Origin of the sequence: Asanoa sp. NPDC050611 (assembly GCF_040654855.1) — a bacterium.
Taxonomy (GTDB): domain Bacteria; phylum Actinomycetota; class Actinomycetes; order Mycobacteriales; family Micromonosporaceae; genus Asanoa.
On sequence record NZ_JBFAIU010000051.1, the window covers coordinates 17,150 to 32,368 of the forward strand.

The following is a 15,219-nucleotide window of genomic DNA, read 5'->3' on the forward strand; positions in this document are numbered from 1 at the left end:
ATGGCGAAGATCTTCCAGGTGTCCGCGCGGGCCGCGATGGCCCACGTGATCGAACCCATCGCCCGGCGACTCATCGCCTGGGGCGTGACTCCCAACGCGGTGACGGTCGCCGGGACCATCGGCGTGGTCGGCGCCGCTGTCGGTCTGGGCGCTACGGGGCATTTCGTCGCCGGTGCGCTCGTCGTCACGGTCTTCGCGCTCGTCGACCTGGTCGACGGCACGATGGCGCGGCTGTCGGGCGGGTCCACCCGCTTCGGCGCCCTGCTCGACTCGACGATGGACCGCATCGCCGACGGCGCGATCGTCGGCACGGTGATCTACATCCTGGCCGGGCGCGGCGACCGTTGGGGCGTGGTCGGCGGCATCGTCTGCCTGGTCCTCGGCGCGGTCGTGTCGTACGTGAAGGCCCGGGCCGAGGGTCTCGGCATGACGGCCAACGTCGGCATCGCGGAACGCGCCGAACGTCTGATCATCATCGGCGTCGGCGGCCTGCTGGCCGGCTTCGGCCTCGACTGGGGCTTCGCGGCGGCCGTCTGGTTCCTGGCCGCGCTTTCCACGATCACGGTCGGACAGCGCCTGGCGCACGTCTACAAGCAGGCGAAGCAACTCGACGCCGCCGATCGCGCCGCCGCCGCGAAGTCGGCGCCGTGAACCCCGTCGACCTCGGCTACGCGGCCGGCTGGAAGCTGGTCCGGGGCATGCCCGAGTCCGTCGCGCGCTCGCTGTTCAACGGCGCGGCCGACTACGCCTACCGCAAGAACGGCAGGGGGACGCAGCGGTTGCGCGCCAACCTGCGGCGCGTCGTCGGCCCGGAGATGGCGGAAGAAGAGCTCGACGACGTCGTACGCGCCGGCCTGCGCTCGTACGCCCGCTATTGGAAAGAGGCCTTCCGCCTTCCGTCGCGGACGCACCAGCAGCACCTGGACGACTTCCGGGTCGCCAACTGGCAGATGCTCGCGAAGATCATGGAAGACGATCCGGGCGTGATCATGGCGCTCAGCCACTCCGGCAACTGGGACACCGCCGGCGCGTGGGTCACCGCGATGGGCTGGAAGCTGACCACGGTCATGGAGCGGCTCAAGCCGGAGGCGGTCTACGAGCGGTTCGTCGAGTTCCGCCGCAGCATCGGCATGGAGATCCTCCCGCTGACGGGCGGCGAGCGGCCGCCGTTCGACATCCTGGTCGACCGGCTGCAGGCGGGCGCGATCGTGCCGCTGCTGGCCGACCGCGACCTGTCCGCGCGCGGCGTCGAGGTCGAGTTCTTCGGTGGTCGCACGCGGATGCCCTCGGGGCCGGCGTTGCTGGCGATCCGCACGGGCAAGCCGTTGCTGGTGATCGACATGTGGTACGACGAGGAGTCGCTCCGCGGATACGTGAACCATCCGGTGGAGATACCCGGGCCGGAAACGGGCACGTTGCGGGAGCGGGTGTCGAACGTGACACAGCAGATGGCGTCGATGTTCGAGGCGTCGATCGCCCGGCACCCGCAGGACTGGCACATGCTCCAACGGGTCTGGTTGGACAAGCCGCCGACCCCGGAGGTCTGAGGAGGTGGGCAGCATGCGGATCGGCATCGTGTGCCCTTACTCCTTCGACGTGCCGGGCGGCGTGCAGAACCACGTGCTCGACCTGGCGCGGGCGCTGATCGCGCTGGGGCACGAGGTGAGCGTGCTGGCGCCGGCCGACGAGGACGCCGCGCTGCCGCCGTTCGTGGTGCCGGCCGGGCGCGCCGTTCCCTTGCCGTACAACGGATCCGTGGCCAGGATCGCGTTCGGTCCGATCTCCAGCGCACGGGTACGCCGGTGGCTGAACCGTGGCGACTTCGACGTGCTGCACGTGCACGAGCCGCTGACGCTGAGCCTGTCGATGCTGGCGGTGCTCAACAGCCGCGGCCCGGTGGTCGCGACGTTCCACACGGCGATGACGCGGTCGCGGGCGCTGTCGGCGGCGCAGGGCGTGCTGCGGCTGGTGCTGGAACGGATCACGGCGCGGATCGCGGTGAGCGCGCTGGCCCGCAAGGTGCAGGTCGAGCACCTCGACGGCGGCGCGGTCGAGATCCCGAACGGCGTGGACGTCGCCCGCTTCGCGTCGGCGTTGCCGCTGGCCGGGTGGCCGGGGTCCGGTGGGTCGTTGGGCTTCCTGGGGCGGTTCACGGAGCCGCGCAAGGGGTTCCCGGTGCTGCGGGACGCGTTCGTCTCCCTGGCGCCGGCGCGCCCTGGGCTGCGGTTGCTGGTGGCCGGCCCGGGTGACGTCGACGAGCTGCACGCGGGTATTCCGTCCGGGCTGCGCGACCGGGTGACCTACCTGGGCCTGGTGCCGGAGCCGGACAAGGCGCGGATGCTGCGCAGCGTCGACCTCTACGTCGCGCCGAACACCGGCGGTGAGTCGTTCGGGATGATCCTGACGGAGGCGATGGCCGCGGGCACGCCGGTCGTGGCGAGCGATCTCGACGCGTTCCGGCGGGTACTCGACGGTGGCCGGGCCGGGCGCCTGTTCGCGACCGGTGACGCGGGCGCGCTGGGTTCGGCGCTGTCGTCGCTGCTGGACTCGCCCGACGACCGCGCGTCCCTGGTGGACACGGCGCGGTCGGTGGTCGCCGGCTACGACTGGCCGGTGGTGGCGTTGCGGGTGCTCGAGGTGTACGCGGCCGCGATCGAGGCGACCGACGGCCGGGTCATCGACGTGGAGTGGTCGGAGCGCTGACGGGCTCAGCTGCCCGTCAGGAACATCGTCGTGATCGCGATGATCGACAGCTGGACCTCGTCGAGGATCTCCCGGACGGCCGCGACGGGCCAGGGCTCGGGCAGCTCGGCGAGGCGGCGCTCGACGGTGGCGCGGGCGACGCCGGGGAAGGCCGACGCGGTCAGCCCGGCGGCGACGGCGAGGGTGGCCAGCGTGTGGGTGCGGGCGTCGGTCGGCTCGCCCCGGCCGAGGGCTTCGAGGCGGGCGCGGGTCGCGGTCTCGGCCGCCGGCTGGCCGCCGTTGGCGGACGGGAAGCGGGGGAGCGGGATCAGCAGGAAGCGGTGCGGCTCGCGGCGGAGCACGCCGCGGGCGACCAGGCCGTCGAGGACGAGGTCGCGCAGGCCGCTCCGGACGGCGTCGAGGAGCTCGCTGGGGGTGGCCGGGCGGCCGTACCCGCTGATGCGCCTCAGGCCGTGGTCGAGGACCGGGTCGCCGGTTTGTGCTGTCGCGCCGGTCGTCTCGTCGACGTGCACGCGCCCGCCGGCGAGCCGGATGCGCCCGTCGGCGGCGAGCTCGACGAGCACGGCGCCGGCCAGCCCGTAGTCGAGCGTCCCGGAGTCCGCCGTCGGCGTGCCGTCGTCCTCGTAGCCCAGCAACAGCAGATCCTCGGCCAGGTTGACGGACATGTGTCCATCGTAGAGCGTGGGACGCTTCGCTCCATTGTGTACCCCCGCTGGTTTTGTGCGTTTTGTGGAACTGTCTGCTCCGTCACCCGACGGATACCCGTCAGTGCCCACCAGCAACGTTCTGACCTGCGGTGTTCGATTAGTCGTCACGTTGCGTTACTTGCCGGGCGGTGATCGCCGGCTCGTGGATCGCACTACGATGCGCAACATGTGGTGGGTCGTAGTCGTGGTCGCCGTCGTGGTGGTGCTGGCCACCTACCTGACGTGGACGGCACAGCGGGTGGACCGGCTCCACGACCGCTCGGCCGCGGCCGCCCGCGCCCTGGACGCCCACCTGCTCCGGCGCGCGGCAGCGGCCGCGGTGCTGGCGGAGGACCGCCAGGCGCCCGAGTTGTACGCCGCCGCCCGGATCGCCCTGGATGCGATCCCTGAGGAACGCGAGGCGGCGGAGAACGATCTGACGCGGCAGTTGCGCTCGGTGCCGCTGTCGCCTGAGGATGCGCGCGACGACGCGGTCATCGCGGCCAGCCGGCGACTGGGCCTGGCGCGGCAGGTCCACAACGACCTGGCCCGGGAGGCCCACGCAGCCCGCCGCCGGCGGCTGGTCCGGGTGCTCCTGCTGACCCGGCGGCACGATCGGCCGCAGTTCTTCGACATCGACGACCCGACCCTGACCCCGGACGCCCGCCCGATCTCCCCGGCCCCGGCGCCGGTGGTCGTCATGCCGCCACCTCCGGCGGGCGTGGCCGGATAGGCAGCGGGTCGCGCCGCGTCGCCACCGCCGGTAGACGTGGGCGGCTAGGTAGCGAGTTTCGACCCGTTGGTATGCGGCGGCGCGCAAGTGCTGCGCGGCGGTTTCCCGGCGCGTCCGGGCGGCGGCCGGCGGATCACCGCAACCAAGCGGCGGCCTGCGCCTCCTGCCCCAGCTGGCCGCTGCTGTGGCCCGGCTCCTGTCAAGATCCGCTGCTGTGATCCTTCGTTTCAAAATGCCGGCGCCCTTCCCCCTGGGTCCCCGCAGCTCGGCGTCGGGCGGGGCGTTAGGAAGGGGCCACGTGGGGTTGGCACGGATTGACCCCCCGTCACGGGGGCGCCACCCTCGCGCGGGGCGAGGCAGAGGCCACGCGATTGACCAGGTCTGAGGCAGCGGCGGGCAGCTAACCATCCCTGGGCCATTAGCGAGGGGGCGACGCGGTTTGACCCGCCGGCTGTGGGATAGGACGAACCACTTGGGTCCGTTGATGGCTGCGATGCCACTGTGGTTTTTGATCTTTGAGCGTGACCAAGCGCGGACCTGGCAGCGGAGCGTAGCGGAGCGGTGTCCGGCGGGAGCGACGGTCGTGCCCTCCGCGAACCCGGGACATGAATCCGCTCTGCTCTTCGTTGTGGTGTTAGGCAGGCCACCAGGGGGTCGATTGGATATCGGGTGGGAGCCAATTTCCCATTACCCTGGCGGGGCGTAGGGAGCTGGGCGAGAGGAGTGTGGCCACGTGGCCGAGACCACCGAGCAGGGCGGCGTTACCGGTACCTCGCGGGTCAAGCGCGGTATGGCGGAAATGCTCAAGGGCGGTGTGATCATGGATGTGGTCACGCCGGAGCAGGCCAAGATCGCTGAGGATGCGGGTGCGGTGGCGGTCATGGCGCTTGAGCGCGTGCCGGCGGACATCCGGGCTCAGGGTGGCGTGTCGCGGATGAGCGACCCCGACATGATCGACGGGATCATCAGCGCCGTTTCCATTCCCGTGATGGCCAAGGCGCGGATCGGGCATTTCGTCGAGGCGCAGATCCTGCAGGCGCTCGGGGTCGACTACGTCGACGAGTCCGAGGTGCTGACGCCGGCTGACTACAGCAACCACATCGACAAGTGGGCGTTTTCGGTGCCGTTCGTGTGTGGCGCCACCAACCTCGGCGAGGCGCTGCGGCGGATCACCGAGGGGGCCGCGATGATCCGGTCCAAGGGTGAGGCCGGCACCGGCGACGTGTCCAACGCGACCACGCACATGCGCAAGATCGGTGGCGAGATCCGGCGGCTGACGTCGCTGTCCGGCGACGAGCTCTATGTCGCGGCCAAGGAGCTGCAGGCGCCCTACGACCTGGTCGCCGAGGTGGCGCGGACCGGCAAGCTGCCGGTCGTGCTGTTCACCGCCGGCGGGATCGCCACGCCGGCCGACGCCGCGATGATGATGCAGCTCGGCGCCGAGGGCGTGTTCGTCGGCTCCGGCATCTTCAAGTCCGGCAACCCGGCCGAGCGGGCCGCCGCGATCGTCAAGGCCACCACCTTCCACGACGACCCGGACGTGCTCGCCAAGGTCTCGCGCGGCCTGGGCGAGGCCATGGTCGGCATCAACGTCGACGACATCCCGCAGCCGCACCGCCTCGCCGAGCGTGGCTGGTGAGCGATCGTCCGGTTGTCGGCGTGTTCGCCCTGCAGGGCGACGTGCGGGAGCATGTCCGCGCGCTGACGGCTTGTGGAGCTACGGCGGTGCCGGTGCGCCGGCCCGCCGAGCTCGACGACGTCGACGGCCTGGTCATCCCGGGCGGCGAGTCGACGACGATGAGCAAGCTGGCGATCGAGTTCGGCCTGTTCGACCCGATCGCCAAGCGGCTGGCCGACGGCATGCCGGTCTACGGCTCCTGCGCGGGCATGATCATGCTGGCCTCGACGGTGCTGGACGGGCGCCCGGACCAGCGCAGCTTCGGCGCGATCCCGATGACGGTGCGGCGCAACGCGTTCGGGCGGCAGGTGGATTCGTTCGAGGCGCCGGTGCCGGTTTCCGGAGTGTCGGGGGAGCCGTTCCACGCGGTGTTCATCCGGGCGCCGTGGGTGGAGTCTGTGGGTGAGGGAGTTACGGTCCTCGGCACGATCGACCGGGCCGGTGCCGACGGAGTTCGGGCACCGCATGTGGTCGCGGTGCGGCAGGGGGCGGCGTTGGCGACTTCGTTCCACCCGGAGCTGACGGGGGACCTGCGGCTGCACGATCTGTTCGTGCGGATGGTTCGCGAGGCGGCCTGATTTCCGCGGCGCTTGGTGCCGGTTGGCGGTCTGCGTCAGCGGTGGGCCGGGACCGACTGTTCGTGCGGGTGGTCTTTGTAGGGTTTCCCGTCGCGGGCCTGGCAGGGACGGGCCCCCTGGGGCCCGGCCCGGTGTCCGGCGGGAGCAACGGTCGCGCCCACCGCGGACCCGGGACATGATCTTGATTGTGATCATCCGGGTTGAGGTGGCTGGGGCGCGCGCCGCTCTCCTCGGTAGACTTGGTGGCTTGGGCAGCCCCGTCCGCCCGTTTCCGCTGCCCAACCTGGGGTTATTTCGGAGGTCATCCATGTCCGGCCACTCAAAGTGGGCGACGACCAAGCACAAGAAAGCCGTCATCGACGCCAAGCGCGGCAAGATGTTCGCCAAGCTGATCAAGAACGTCGAGGTTGCGGCCCGCACCGGTGGTGGCGATCCGGCCGGTAACCCCACGCTCTACGACGCCATTCAGAAGGCGAAGAAGAGCTCCGTGCCCAACGACAACATCGACCGTGCGGTCAAGCGTGGGTCCGGGCTCGAGGCCGGCGGTGCGGACTACCAGACGATCATGTACGAGGGGTACGGGCCCAACGGCGTCGCGCTCCTGATCGAGTGTCTGACCGACAACCGCAACCGCGCCGCGACCGAGGTGCGTACCGCGCTGACCCGCAACGGCGGCTCCTTCGCCGACGCCGGTTCGGTCTCGTACATGTTCACCCGCAAGGGCGTCGTGATCGTGCCGAAGGGCGGGCTGTCGGAGGACGACGTGCTGCTGGCCGTCCTCGACGCGGGGGCGGAGGAGGTCAACGACCTGGGCGAGGCGTACGAGGTGGTCTCCGAGCCGACCGACCTCGTCCCGGTGCGGACGGCGCTGCAGGACGCGGGCATCGACTACGAGTCGGCCGAGTCGTCGCTGGTGCCGAGCGTGAACGTGCCGCTCGACGAGGACGGCGCCCGCAAGATCTTCAAGCTGATCGACGTGCTCGAGGACTGCGACGACGTGCAGAACGTCTACGCGAACTTCGACGTCTCCGACGACGTGATGGCGCTCATCGACGCCTGATCCGGACACGACGCCGCAACCCGGTCGTGTGGCGAGGCCACGCGCCGGGTTGCAGCCGGTCCACTGTGGGCGGAAAAGAAAGTTGTCGCCCGCGCCGGTAAGTTGAAGGGGTGAGCGAGCCCCGAAATGTGCCCGGCTGGTTGGCCGACGCTGTTCTTTATCAGATCTATCCGCAGAGTTTCGCCGACTCCAACGGTGACGGGATCGGCGACTTCGGCGGCATTCTGGAGCGGCTCGACTACCTGCAGTGGCTAGGTGTCGACACGGTGTGGTTCAGTCCGTGCTTCACGTCGCCGTTCGCCGACGCGGGTTACGACGTCAGCGACTATCTGTCGATCGCGCCGCGGTACGGGACCAACGACGATCTCGTCGCGCTCACCGACGCCGCGCGGGCGCGGGGCATCCGGGTCCTGCTCGATCTCGTCGCCGGGCACACGTCCGACCAGCATCCGTGGTTCCGGGCCTGGGCCGACGATCCCGACGACGACCGCTACATCTGGTCGCCCAAGGTCGGTGCTCCGGCCGGGGCGTGGGCGCCGGCGCCCGGGCGGCGGGGTGGCTACTTCATGCTCAACTTCTATCCTTGCCAGCCCGCGCTCAACTTCGGCTACGCCCGCGACGACGCGCGCGAGCCCTGGCGGCAGTCCGTCGACGCGCCCGGGCCGCGGGCCAACCGCGAGGCGTTGCGCGAGATCATGGCCTTCTGGTTCGACCGTGGCGTGAGCGGCTTCCGGGTCGACATGGCGTCGTCGTTGGTCAAGGACGATCCCGGGTACGTCGAGACCGGCAAGCTCTGGGGCGAGATGCGCGAGTGGATCGACCGCGCGTACCCCGACAACGTGCTCATCCCCGAGTGGGGTGACCCGGCCGTGGCCGTGCCGGCCGGCTTCCACGCCGACTTCTTCCTCCACTTCCGCGGCAACGCGCTGCTCTCGCTGTGGCACCTCGGCGTCGGCACGGCCGACCCGTCATGGCCGGCGAACCCGGCTTTCTTCGACGCCGAAGGACTTGGGGCGATCACGGAGTTCGTCACCCAGTGGCAGAACGCCGCGGAGGTGATCGGCGGCACCGGGCACATCGCGCTGCCGACGGCCAACCACGACTACGCGCGGCTGGTCACCGGCACGCGGTCGCGTGATCACGTGGGCGCGGCGTACGCGTTCCTGATGACGTGGCCGACGCTCCCGACGATCTACTACGGCGACGAGATCGGGATGCGGTACGTGCCCGACATGCCCGACAAAGAGGGCAGCATGTTGTCGCCGCTGAACAACCGGACGGGCTCCCGCACGCCGATGCAGTGGGACTCGTCGCCGAACGCGGGCTTCTCGACGGCGCCGGCCGACCAGCTCTACCTACCGATCGACCCGGACCCGGCCCGGCCGACCGTGGCCGCGCAGCGGGACGACGAGGGTTCGCTGCTCAGCCTGGTCCGCCGGCTGATCGCCCTCCGCCGGTCGACGCCGGCACTGGGCAGCGCGGCGCCGGTGGAGGTGCTGCATCCGGGCTATCCCTTCGTGTACGTCCGCGGCGGCACCCACCTGGTGGCGGTCAACCCGCGCCGGGCGCCGGCCGCGGTGTCGCTGCCGCCGGGGCTGGTTCGCGACAGCGTCCGCGCGCTCGAGGTGCACGGCGCCCGGCTGGCGGAGACCGAGGTGAAGGTCGACGGCTTCGGATACGGCATCTACGAACTCTGACGCCGCCCGGCAATTCTTCGCCGACCAGTCATTGACAACGGCTGCTCCCATGAAAGCACCGCGTGGCGGTGTCGGAATGGGGGTTCTCGAATGCGGCGACCTGTCCGGCGTTTGCCGTGGTTCACGTATTTGTGCGTCCTGACCCTTGGGCTCGGCCTGGGAGCCGTATTCGGTGCGGCCGCCAGCGGGAAACAGTGGCAGGCACTCGGAGACGTGGGTGATGCCTTCGGCACACTCTCGGCCCTGCTGTCGGCGCTCGCGCTGTTGGGAGTCTGGTCGTCGATCAGGCTGCAGACCCGGCAGGCGGAGGTGGCCAAGTTCGAAGCCGTCCGTGGCATCCGCGGCCAGCTGATCCAGTTCGTGTTCGACGACCCGGACCTGTTGGTGCTCTGGGGATTCGATCCGTCCGGCGGCGAGGAGGAGATGCGTGAGGCGGCATACCTCAGCTTGATTTTCTCCTACCTGAAGATGGCCTACGCCGTCGGTGCGATCACCGACCTGGAGCTGATCAGCGCTGGACCAGCGATCTTCCGTAGTTCGCGAACACGGTCCTGGTGGGCGAGGTCGCGAAAGACGTACCTCGCCGATACGGTCACGAGCGAGGCGACCATGTTCGCGCAAATGGTTGATGCCCAATATCACTTGGCAAGGATGCGGGAAAAGTCCGCGGTGGCGGAGTAGGGGCCGGTGCCGGCCACGGCGTCTCCGGCGGGCCCTTCGCCCAGGCGATCATTGCCGCCTATGCATTCCGATCGACGTCGAATGCCCCGCTCTTGGTATCGGCGATGAATGACCGCCAGGTGTCGGCAGCGAAGGTCAGTACGGGTGACTGCTCGGCCCTCTTCCCGTCCCGCATGAGGACGGCCGTCTCGCCGAAGGACACCTCTACGCACTGATCGATGTTGCACTGGCTCGAACGCGTCCAGTTGCCGACCTGCCGCCGGTTCATATAAAGCTCTCTCAATCGTAATTTAACGGGTTTGCCCTACCGTGTCGCGGGCGCGGACCAACGCCGACGCGGCCCGCCGTCGGGCCCGGCAGCCCGCGGGAAGATCGAATCGGTTGGTCGTGCCCCGGAATGCGACCGGCGGAGCAGTCCTGTGCACGGGAAGATCCGCTGGTCCGTGGCAGAGTGTAGTCACGGTCCACGGTGGACACAAAGATCCGCGACTACTCAAATGACGTCGGTTCTACCGGACGGGGACCGCGCCGTTCGTCCGTCCGGGTGAGCGGCGGTCGCCGCAGCTGGCAGCGCCGGCCAGGGATCCGGAATTGGACCGCGTGGCCGGGCCGGTTCGCGGATAGCGTCGGGAAGCATGGATCTTGTCGCAGCGCAGAAGCTCTGGGAACCCGTGCCCGGTTGGCTGAACACCGCCAGCTATGGCCTGCCGCCGAAGCCCGCCTGGGACGAGATGCAGGGCGCGCTCGATGACTGGCGGGTCGGGCGCACGTCGTGGGAGCCGTGGGACGAGTCGACGCGGCGCTGTCGGGCCGCGTACGCCCGGTTGATCGGCGTCCCCGTCGCCGACGTCGCGGTCGGTAGCGCCGTCTCGCAGCTCGTCGCGCCGATCGCCGCCGCGCTCCCGGCAGGGACGCGGGTCGTGCTGCCGGAGGTCGACTTCACCTCGATCGTGTTCCCTTGGGCGGCGCACGGGCACGACGTCGTCGCGGTGCCCGTCGAGAAGCTGGCGGACACGGTGGACAGCAGCACCGACGTGGTCGCGTTCAGCCTCGTGCAGTCCGCGGACGGGACGATCGCCCCGTACGCCGAGATCGTCGCGGCGGCCCGGGCGGCCGGTGCGCTCGTGATCGTCGACGCCACGCAGGCGTGCAGCTGGCTGCCGTTCGACGGCGGGCTCGCCGACGCGGTCCTGACCGCCGGCTACAAGTGGCTGATGGGTCCGCGCGGCACGGCCTACGGCTACTACGCGCCGGAGCTGCGGGAGCGGATGACGCCGTCGGCGGCCGGCTGGTACGCGGGTGCCGACGTGCACGGCTCCTACTACGGGCTGCCGCTGCGACTCGCCGAGGACGCGCGGCGGTTCGACATCTCGCCGGCCTGGCACAGCTTCGTCGGCTCCGCGCCGGCGCTGGAACTGGTCGAGGAGATCGGCGTCGCCGCGATCCACGAGCACAACGTGCGGCTCGCGGACCGCTTCCTCGCGGGCCTCGACAAGGCGCCGGCGGGCAGCGCGATCGTCACCGTCGACGTCCCGGACGCGAAGGCGAAGCTCGACCGCGCCGGCATCCGCGCCGCCGTGCGCGCGGGTCGGGTCCGCGCGAGCTTCCACGTCTACTCGACCGACCACGACGTCGACCTCGCCTTGGAGGCGTTGCGGTAGGGATTTCGAATGCCGATTCCTGCTCGGGTCCGCGGTGGTCCGGACCGTTCCTCCCGCGAGACACCGCTTCGCTGCCAGGTCCGCCGCGAGAACGCCAACCCGCCCGGCTGCAGCCGGGCGACGCCGTGAGAGTGCCAACCGCGGACCCAGCAGCGAATTCGCTGCCAGCTCCGTTGCGGCAGCGGTGGAACGGCATCAGCACGATGGGCGCCAGGAAGCGAGGTGAGCTCGCCGACCGCGGCCCGGTGGCGAATTTGCTGCCGGGTCGGTCGCGGCGAGCACCGGATCGGCACCAGCACGATGGGAGCTGCTGCCGAGAAGCGCGGTGCGCTAGCCGACCGGCGACCCGGCGGCGCATTCGCTGCCCGGTCGGTCGCGCGAGCGCCGGACCGACACCGGCACGATGTCAGGTGTTGCCGGGAGGCGCGGTGAGCGTGCCGACCGCGGACGCGGCGGCATTCGCTGGAAGGTCGGTCGCGGGAGCGCCGGACCTGCACCCGCGCGATGCGCGCTGCTGCCGGGAGGCGCCGTGAGCTCGGCGACCGCGGACCTGGCAGCGAAGCGGTGTCTGGCGGGAGCGACGGTCCGGACCACCGCGGACCCGAGCCGAACCGGGTCAGGCTTCTTGCGGTGCCATCCCCGCCATCAGGAGGTCGACGACCTGTTCGGGCATGGTGTCGGCGTCGAGGTCCGGGTGCCAGCGGAGTACCCGCTGCACCAGGATCGGGCCGATCAGGACGGTCATGGTCAGCTCGACGTCGAGGTCCGGGCGGAGTTCGCCGTTGGCTACGCCGCGGCGTAGGACCTCGCGGACCCGGTTGCGGCGGGGCTCGATGATCTCCTGGTAGGCCTGGTAGTGCTCCTTGCTGCGGCCCATGTGCGGCAGCAGGCACGGCAGGATCTGCGGCAGGCGCGGGTCCTGCTTGGTCGGGCCGACCTGGCCGAGGAGCGCGATCAGGTCCTCGCGGACCGACTCGCCCGCGAGCTCCGGGCCCGGGCTCTTCAGCGTGGACAGCGCGTCGTGGAGCAGCGCGTCCTTGCCCGGCCAGCGGCGGTAGATCGTCGCCTTGCCGACGCCGGCGCGGCTGGCGATCGACTCGATGGACAGGACCTCGACCGACGTGCCCTCGGCCAGCAGGTCGAGGGTGGCCGAGATGATGGCCTCGTCGACGCGGAGGCTCCGCAGGCGTCCCGGCGCCCGCGGAGCTTCCTCGACAGCTGGCATGTGATCCATTGTCGCTGACCTCAGCCGGCCGTGGCCAGTTCTCCGGCTTCGACCTCGACCGGCTGCACGTGCTCGGCGCCCGCGCGGCGGCCCGGCATCCAGATGAGCGCGGCCAGGATGCCGACTCCGAGGATGACCGCGCCCGAACCGGCCGCCCAGTGCATCGCCGTCATGAAGGCGTCGTTCGCCGCCGAGACGAGGGTGCCGCCGGCCGGGCCCGCCTGGGAGGCCACGCCGTAAGCGCCGGAGATCGACTCGTTGGCCACCTCGCGGGCCGGGCCGGGCAGCGCGGTCGTGGTCGGCTCGATCTGGCCGCGGTAGACCGCCGCGAGGATCGAACCCAGGATCGCGATGCCGAGCGCGCTGGCGACCTGGCGGATCGTGTTGCTGACCGCCGAGCCCACGCCGGCCTTCTCGCGGGGGAGCGCCGACATGATCGACTCGGTGGCCGGCGCCATGATGTTGGCCATGCCCACGCCCTGGATGAAGAAGTCCAGCAGCAGGAGCCAGACCGCTGTCTGCGCATCGATGAAGACGAAGCCGATCAGCGAGAGCGTGACGAGGGAGAGGCCGGTCGCGGTGACCGCCTTTCCGCCGAAGCGCTGCACCATCGCGTGGCTGCGCGGCGCGAAGATCAGCTGGGCGATCGCGAACGGCAGGAAGAGCAGGCCGGTCTCCAACGGCGAGTACCCACGGACGAGCTGCAGGTAGAACGAGCTGAAGAAGAACACGCCCATCGACGCGAAGAACGTCAGGCCGATCGCGGCGATCGGAGCCGAGAACCGCGGGATCTTGAACAGGCGTACGTCCAGGGACGGGAACGCGATCCGCGACTCGTACCAGACGAAAGCCGCCAGGACGACCAGGCCGCCACCGCCGGTGAGCAGCACCTCCGTGTTGCCGAAGCCGTCCTCGCCGCCCTTGATGATGCCGTAGACCAGGCCGACCAGGCCGACCACCGACAGCAGCACGCCCACGATGTCGATGCGGCCGGGGCGCGGGTTGCGCGACTCGGGCACCAAGATCGCGACGGCGACCAGGCCGACGATCACGACCGGCACGTTGATCAGGAAGACCGAGCCCCACCAGAAGTGCTCGAGCAGCGTGCCGCCGAGGATCGGGCCGATCGCGATGGCCAGGCCGACCGCGCCGGACCAGACACCGATGGCCTTGCCGCGCTCACGCGGGTCGAACACGTTGGAGATGATCGACAGCGTCACCGGCATGATCGCCGCACCACCCAGGCCCATCAGGGCGCGGGCGCCGATCAACTGACCGGGATTCTGCGCGTACGCCGAGAGCAGCGACGCCAGGCCGAAGAGCGCGAGGCCGATCATCAGGAACCGCTTGCGCCCGAAGCGGTCACCGAGCACGCCGAACGAGAACAGCAGACCCGCGAAGACCAGCGTGTACGAGTTGATGGCCCATTCGAGCTCGCTCTGCGTGGTGCCGAGGCCGTGGACCGGGTCGGCGAGGGTACGCAGGGCGACGTTGAGGACCGTGTTGTCCAGTACGACGACGAGCAGGCTCACCACAAGGACGGCCAAGATCGCCCAGCGTCTCGGATGCCCCGTGTTGGCGGATTGCTCCACGTCCGTCTCCCCCCGATAGATCTTCTTCATTCAATTACGAAACGGCACAGGGTCGTATCGCTTGAGGACGCTACGCCGAAGAGGAAGCGATACGGAACCGTCTCGTATCAAAATGTGGTGGCCGTCACGGTAGGGGCTTGCGGGGCGGGCCAGGCAGGCGATGATGGTGGTGGATGCGCGGGAGGGGGTTCGCGGTGGTCGAGCTGGTCCCGAAGATGGTTCCTGAGGCGCCGGACGGCTACGTGTCGTTCGTCGACCGCCATCTCGCGGCGCTGCGCCTGGAGTCGGCCCGGCTGGCCGGGGACGCCTGGCGCGCGGAGGAGATCTATCCGGAGGTGCTGACCGACGTCGCGGCCCGATGGCCGTGGCTCGAGCTGCTGGCGCGCCGGTTCGGCCGATCCGCGGCGGCCGACGACTACCTGCACCAGACACTGGCGAACCGTGCGAAGCGGTGGCGGGCGGAACAGATCTACGAGGTCGAGATGGTCGTCCTCCGCGCGGACCCGGCCGAAGCGGCGACTGAGCCCGGGGGCCCGGCGCCGCGGCCGATCCTGGGCGACACGGCCTCGGACCGGCGCGGGATTGCGATGGTCGAGACGCACGCAGCGCGCGCGTTGCCCGTGCCGTCCGGCGGCGCTCAGCCCTCGACGGCCGTTCCGCTCAGCGGCGCCCAGTTCGGGCTGCCGGTGCCGTTCGGCCGGGATGAGCGTTCGGCGGGCGTGCCGTTGGGCCGGGGTGAGCGTTCGGCGGGTGTGCCGTTGGGCCGGGGTGAGCGTTCGGCGGGTGTGCCGTTGGGCCGGGGTGAGCGTTCGGCGGGTGTGCCGTTGGGTCGGGGTGAGCGTTCGGCGGGTGTGCCGTTGGGTCGGGGTGAGCGTTCGGCGGGTGTGCCGTTGGGTCGGGGTGAGCGTTCGGCGGGTGTGCCGTT

15 protein-coding genes are annotated in these 15,219 nt (G+C 70.4%); 11 read left to right on the top strand and 4 right to left on the bottom strand.

Annotated features, from left to right (window positions below; all coding sequences use genetic code 11):
• From pgsA to AB0H87_RS11005, 3 genes are read left to right on the top strand one after another with little or no spacing between them, the layout of a single operon-like run.
• Positions 1-651, top strand: a complete 651-nt coding sequence (pgsA, locus tag AB0H87_RS10995; RefSeq protein WP_360142675.1) for a phosphatidylinositol phosphate synthase — start codon at positions 1-3, stop codon at positions 649-651.
• A complete protein-coding gene (locus AB0H87_RS11000; protein ID WP_360142677.1) occupies positions 648-1,547 on the top strand; it encodes a phosphatidylinositol mannoside acyltransferase in 900 nt (299 codons plus the stop codon). Before pgsA ends, AB0H87_RS11000 begins: the two co-directional genes overlap by 4 nt.
• Positions 1,548-1,560: 13 nt before the next feature.
• Positions 1,561-2,703, top strand: coding sequence for a glycosyltransferase family 4 protein (locus tag AB0H87_RS11005; protein WP_360142679.1), 1,143 nt, complete (start codon positions 1,561-1,563; stop codon positions 2,701-2,703).
• Positions 2,704-2,708: 5 nt separating this feature from the next.
• On the opposite strand, the gene AB0H87_RS11010 is transcribed toward AB0H87_RS11005, so the two are convergent.
• Positions 2,709-3,368 carry a GPP34 family phosphoprotein gene (locus AB0H87_RS11010; RefSeq protein WP_360142681.1) on the bottom strand — a complete coding sequence of 220 codons (660 nt, stop codon included), beginning with the start codon at positions 3,366-3,368 and terminating at the stop codon, positions 2,709-2,711.
• A 208-nt stretch (positions 3,369-3,576) separates the two neighbouring features.
• Between AB0H87_RS11010 and AB0H87_RS11015 the strand changes: the two genes are divergently transcribed.
• From AB0H87_RS11015 to AB0H87_RS11040, 6 genes are all read left to right on the top strand, one after another.
• Positions 3,577-4,122 (top strand): hypothetical protein, encoded by a 546-nt coding sequence (locus AB0H87_RS11015; protein ID WP_360142683.1) that lies wholly within the window; start codon positions 3,577-3,579, stop codon positions 4,120-4,122.
• A 733-nt stretch (positions 4,123-4,855) separates the two neighbouring features.
• Positions 4,856-5,761: a pyridoxal 5'-phosphate synthase lyase subunit PdxS gene (pdxS, locus tag AB0H87_RS11020; RefSeq protein WP_360142685.1), complete on the top strand. Its 906-nt coding sequence runs from the start codon at positions 4,856-4,858 to the stop codon at positions 5,759-5,761.
• Positions 5,758-6,378, top strand: a complete 621-nt coding sequence (pdxT, locus tag AB0H87_RS11025; RefSeq protein WP_360142687.1) for a pyridoxal 5'-phosphate synthase glutaminase subunit PdxT — start codon at positions 5,758-5,760, stop codon at positions 6,376-6,378. The genes pdxS and pdxT overlap by 4 nt, the downstream gene beginning before the upstream one ends.
• Positions 6,379-6,685: 307 nt before the next feature.
• Positions 6,686-7,438 carry a YebC/PmpR family DNA-binding transcriptional regulator gene (locus AB0H87_RS11030; RefSeq protein ID WP_360142689.1) on the top strand — a complete coding sequence of 251 codons (753 nt, stop codon included), beginning with the start codon at positions 6,686-6,688 and terminating at the stop codon, positions 7,436-7,438.
• A gap of 110 nt (positions 7,439-7,548) precedes the next feature.
• Entirely contained in the window at positions 7,549-9,135 is a 1,587-nt protein-coding gene (locus AB0H87_RS11035) for an alpha-amylase family glycosyl hydrolase (protein ID WP_360142691.1), read from the top strand.
• 213 nt (positions 9,136-9,348) lie between these two features.
• Positions 9,349-9,816: a DUF6082 family protein gene (locus tag AB0H87_RS11040; RefSeq protein WP_360142693.1), complete on the top strand. Its 468-nt coding sequence runs from the start codon at positions 9,349-9,351 to the stop codon at positions 9,814-9,816.
• Between the two features lie 58 nt (positions 9,817-9,874).
• Here AB0H87_RS11040 and AB0H87_RS11045 read toward each other — a convergent pair whose 3' ends face one another.
• Positions 9,875-10,084, bottom strand: coding sequence for a DUF397 domain-containing protein (locus tag AB0H87_RS11045; protein ID WP_360142695.1), 210 nt, complete (start codon positions 10,082-10,084; stop codon positions 9,875-9,877).
• Between the two features lie 367 nt (positions 10,085-10,451).
• Between AB0H87_RS11045 and AB0H87_RS11050 the strand changes: the two genes are divergently transcribed.
• Entirely contained in the window at positions 10,452-11,477 is a 1,026-nt protein-coding gene (locus AB0H87_RS11050) for an aminotransferase class V-fold PLP-dependent enzyme (protein ID WP_360142697.1), read from the top strand.
• A gap of 616 nt (positions 11,478-12,093) precedes the next feature.
• On the opposite strand, the gene AB0H87_RS11055 is transcribed toward AB0H87_RS11050, so the two are convergent.
• Together AB0H87_RS11055 and AB0H87_RS11060 are read right to left on the bottom strand one after the other, a co-directional pair.
• Positions 12,094-12,702: a TetR/AcrR family transcriptional regulator gene (locus AB0H87_RS11055; protein WP_360142699.1), complete on the bottom strand. Its 609-nt coding sequence runs from the start codon at positions 12,700-12,702 to the stop codon at positions 12,094-12,096.
• Between the two features lie 20 nt (positions 12,703-12,722).
• The gene (locus AB0H87_RS11060) at positions 12,723-14,294 is read right to left on the bottom strand and encodes a DHA2 family efflux MFS transporter permease subunit (protein ID WP_360142701.1); all 1,572 of its coding nucleotides are present in this window, start codon (positions 14,292-14,294) and stop codon (positions 12,723-12,725) included.
• Between the two features lie 173 nt (positions 14,295-14,467).
• On the opposite strand from AB0H87_RS11060, the gene AB0H87_RS11065 reads away from it, so the two are divergent.
• Positions 14,468-15,219: hypothetical protein (locus AB0H87_RS11065; protein ID WP_360142703.1), on the top strand; the 752-nt coding region annotated here is incomplete at its 3' end.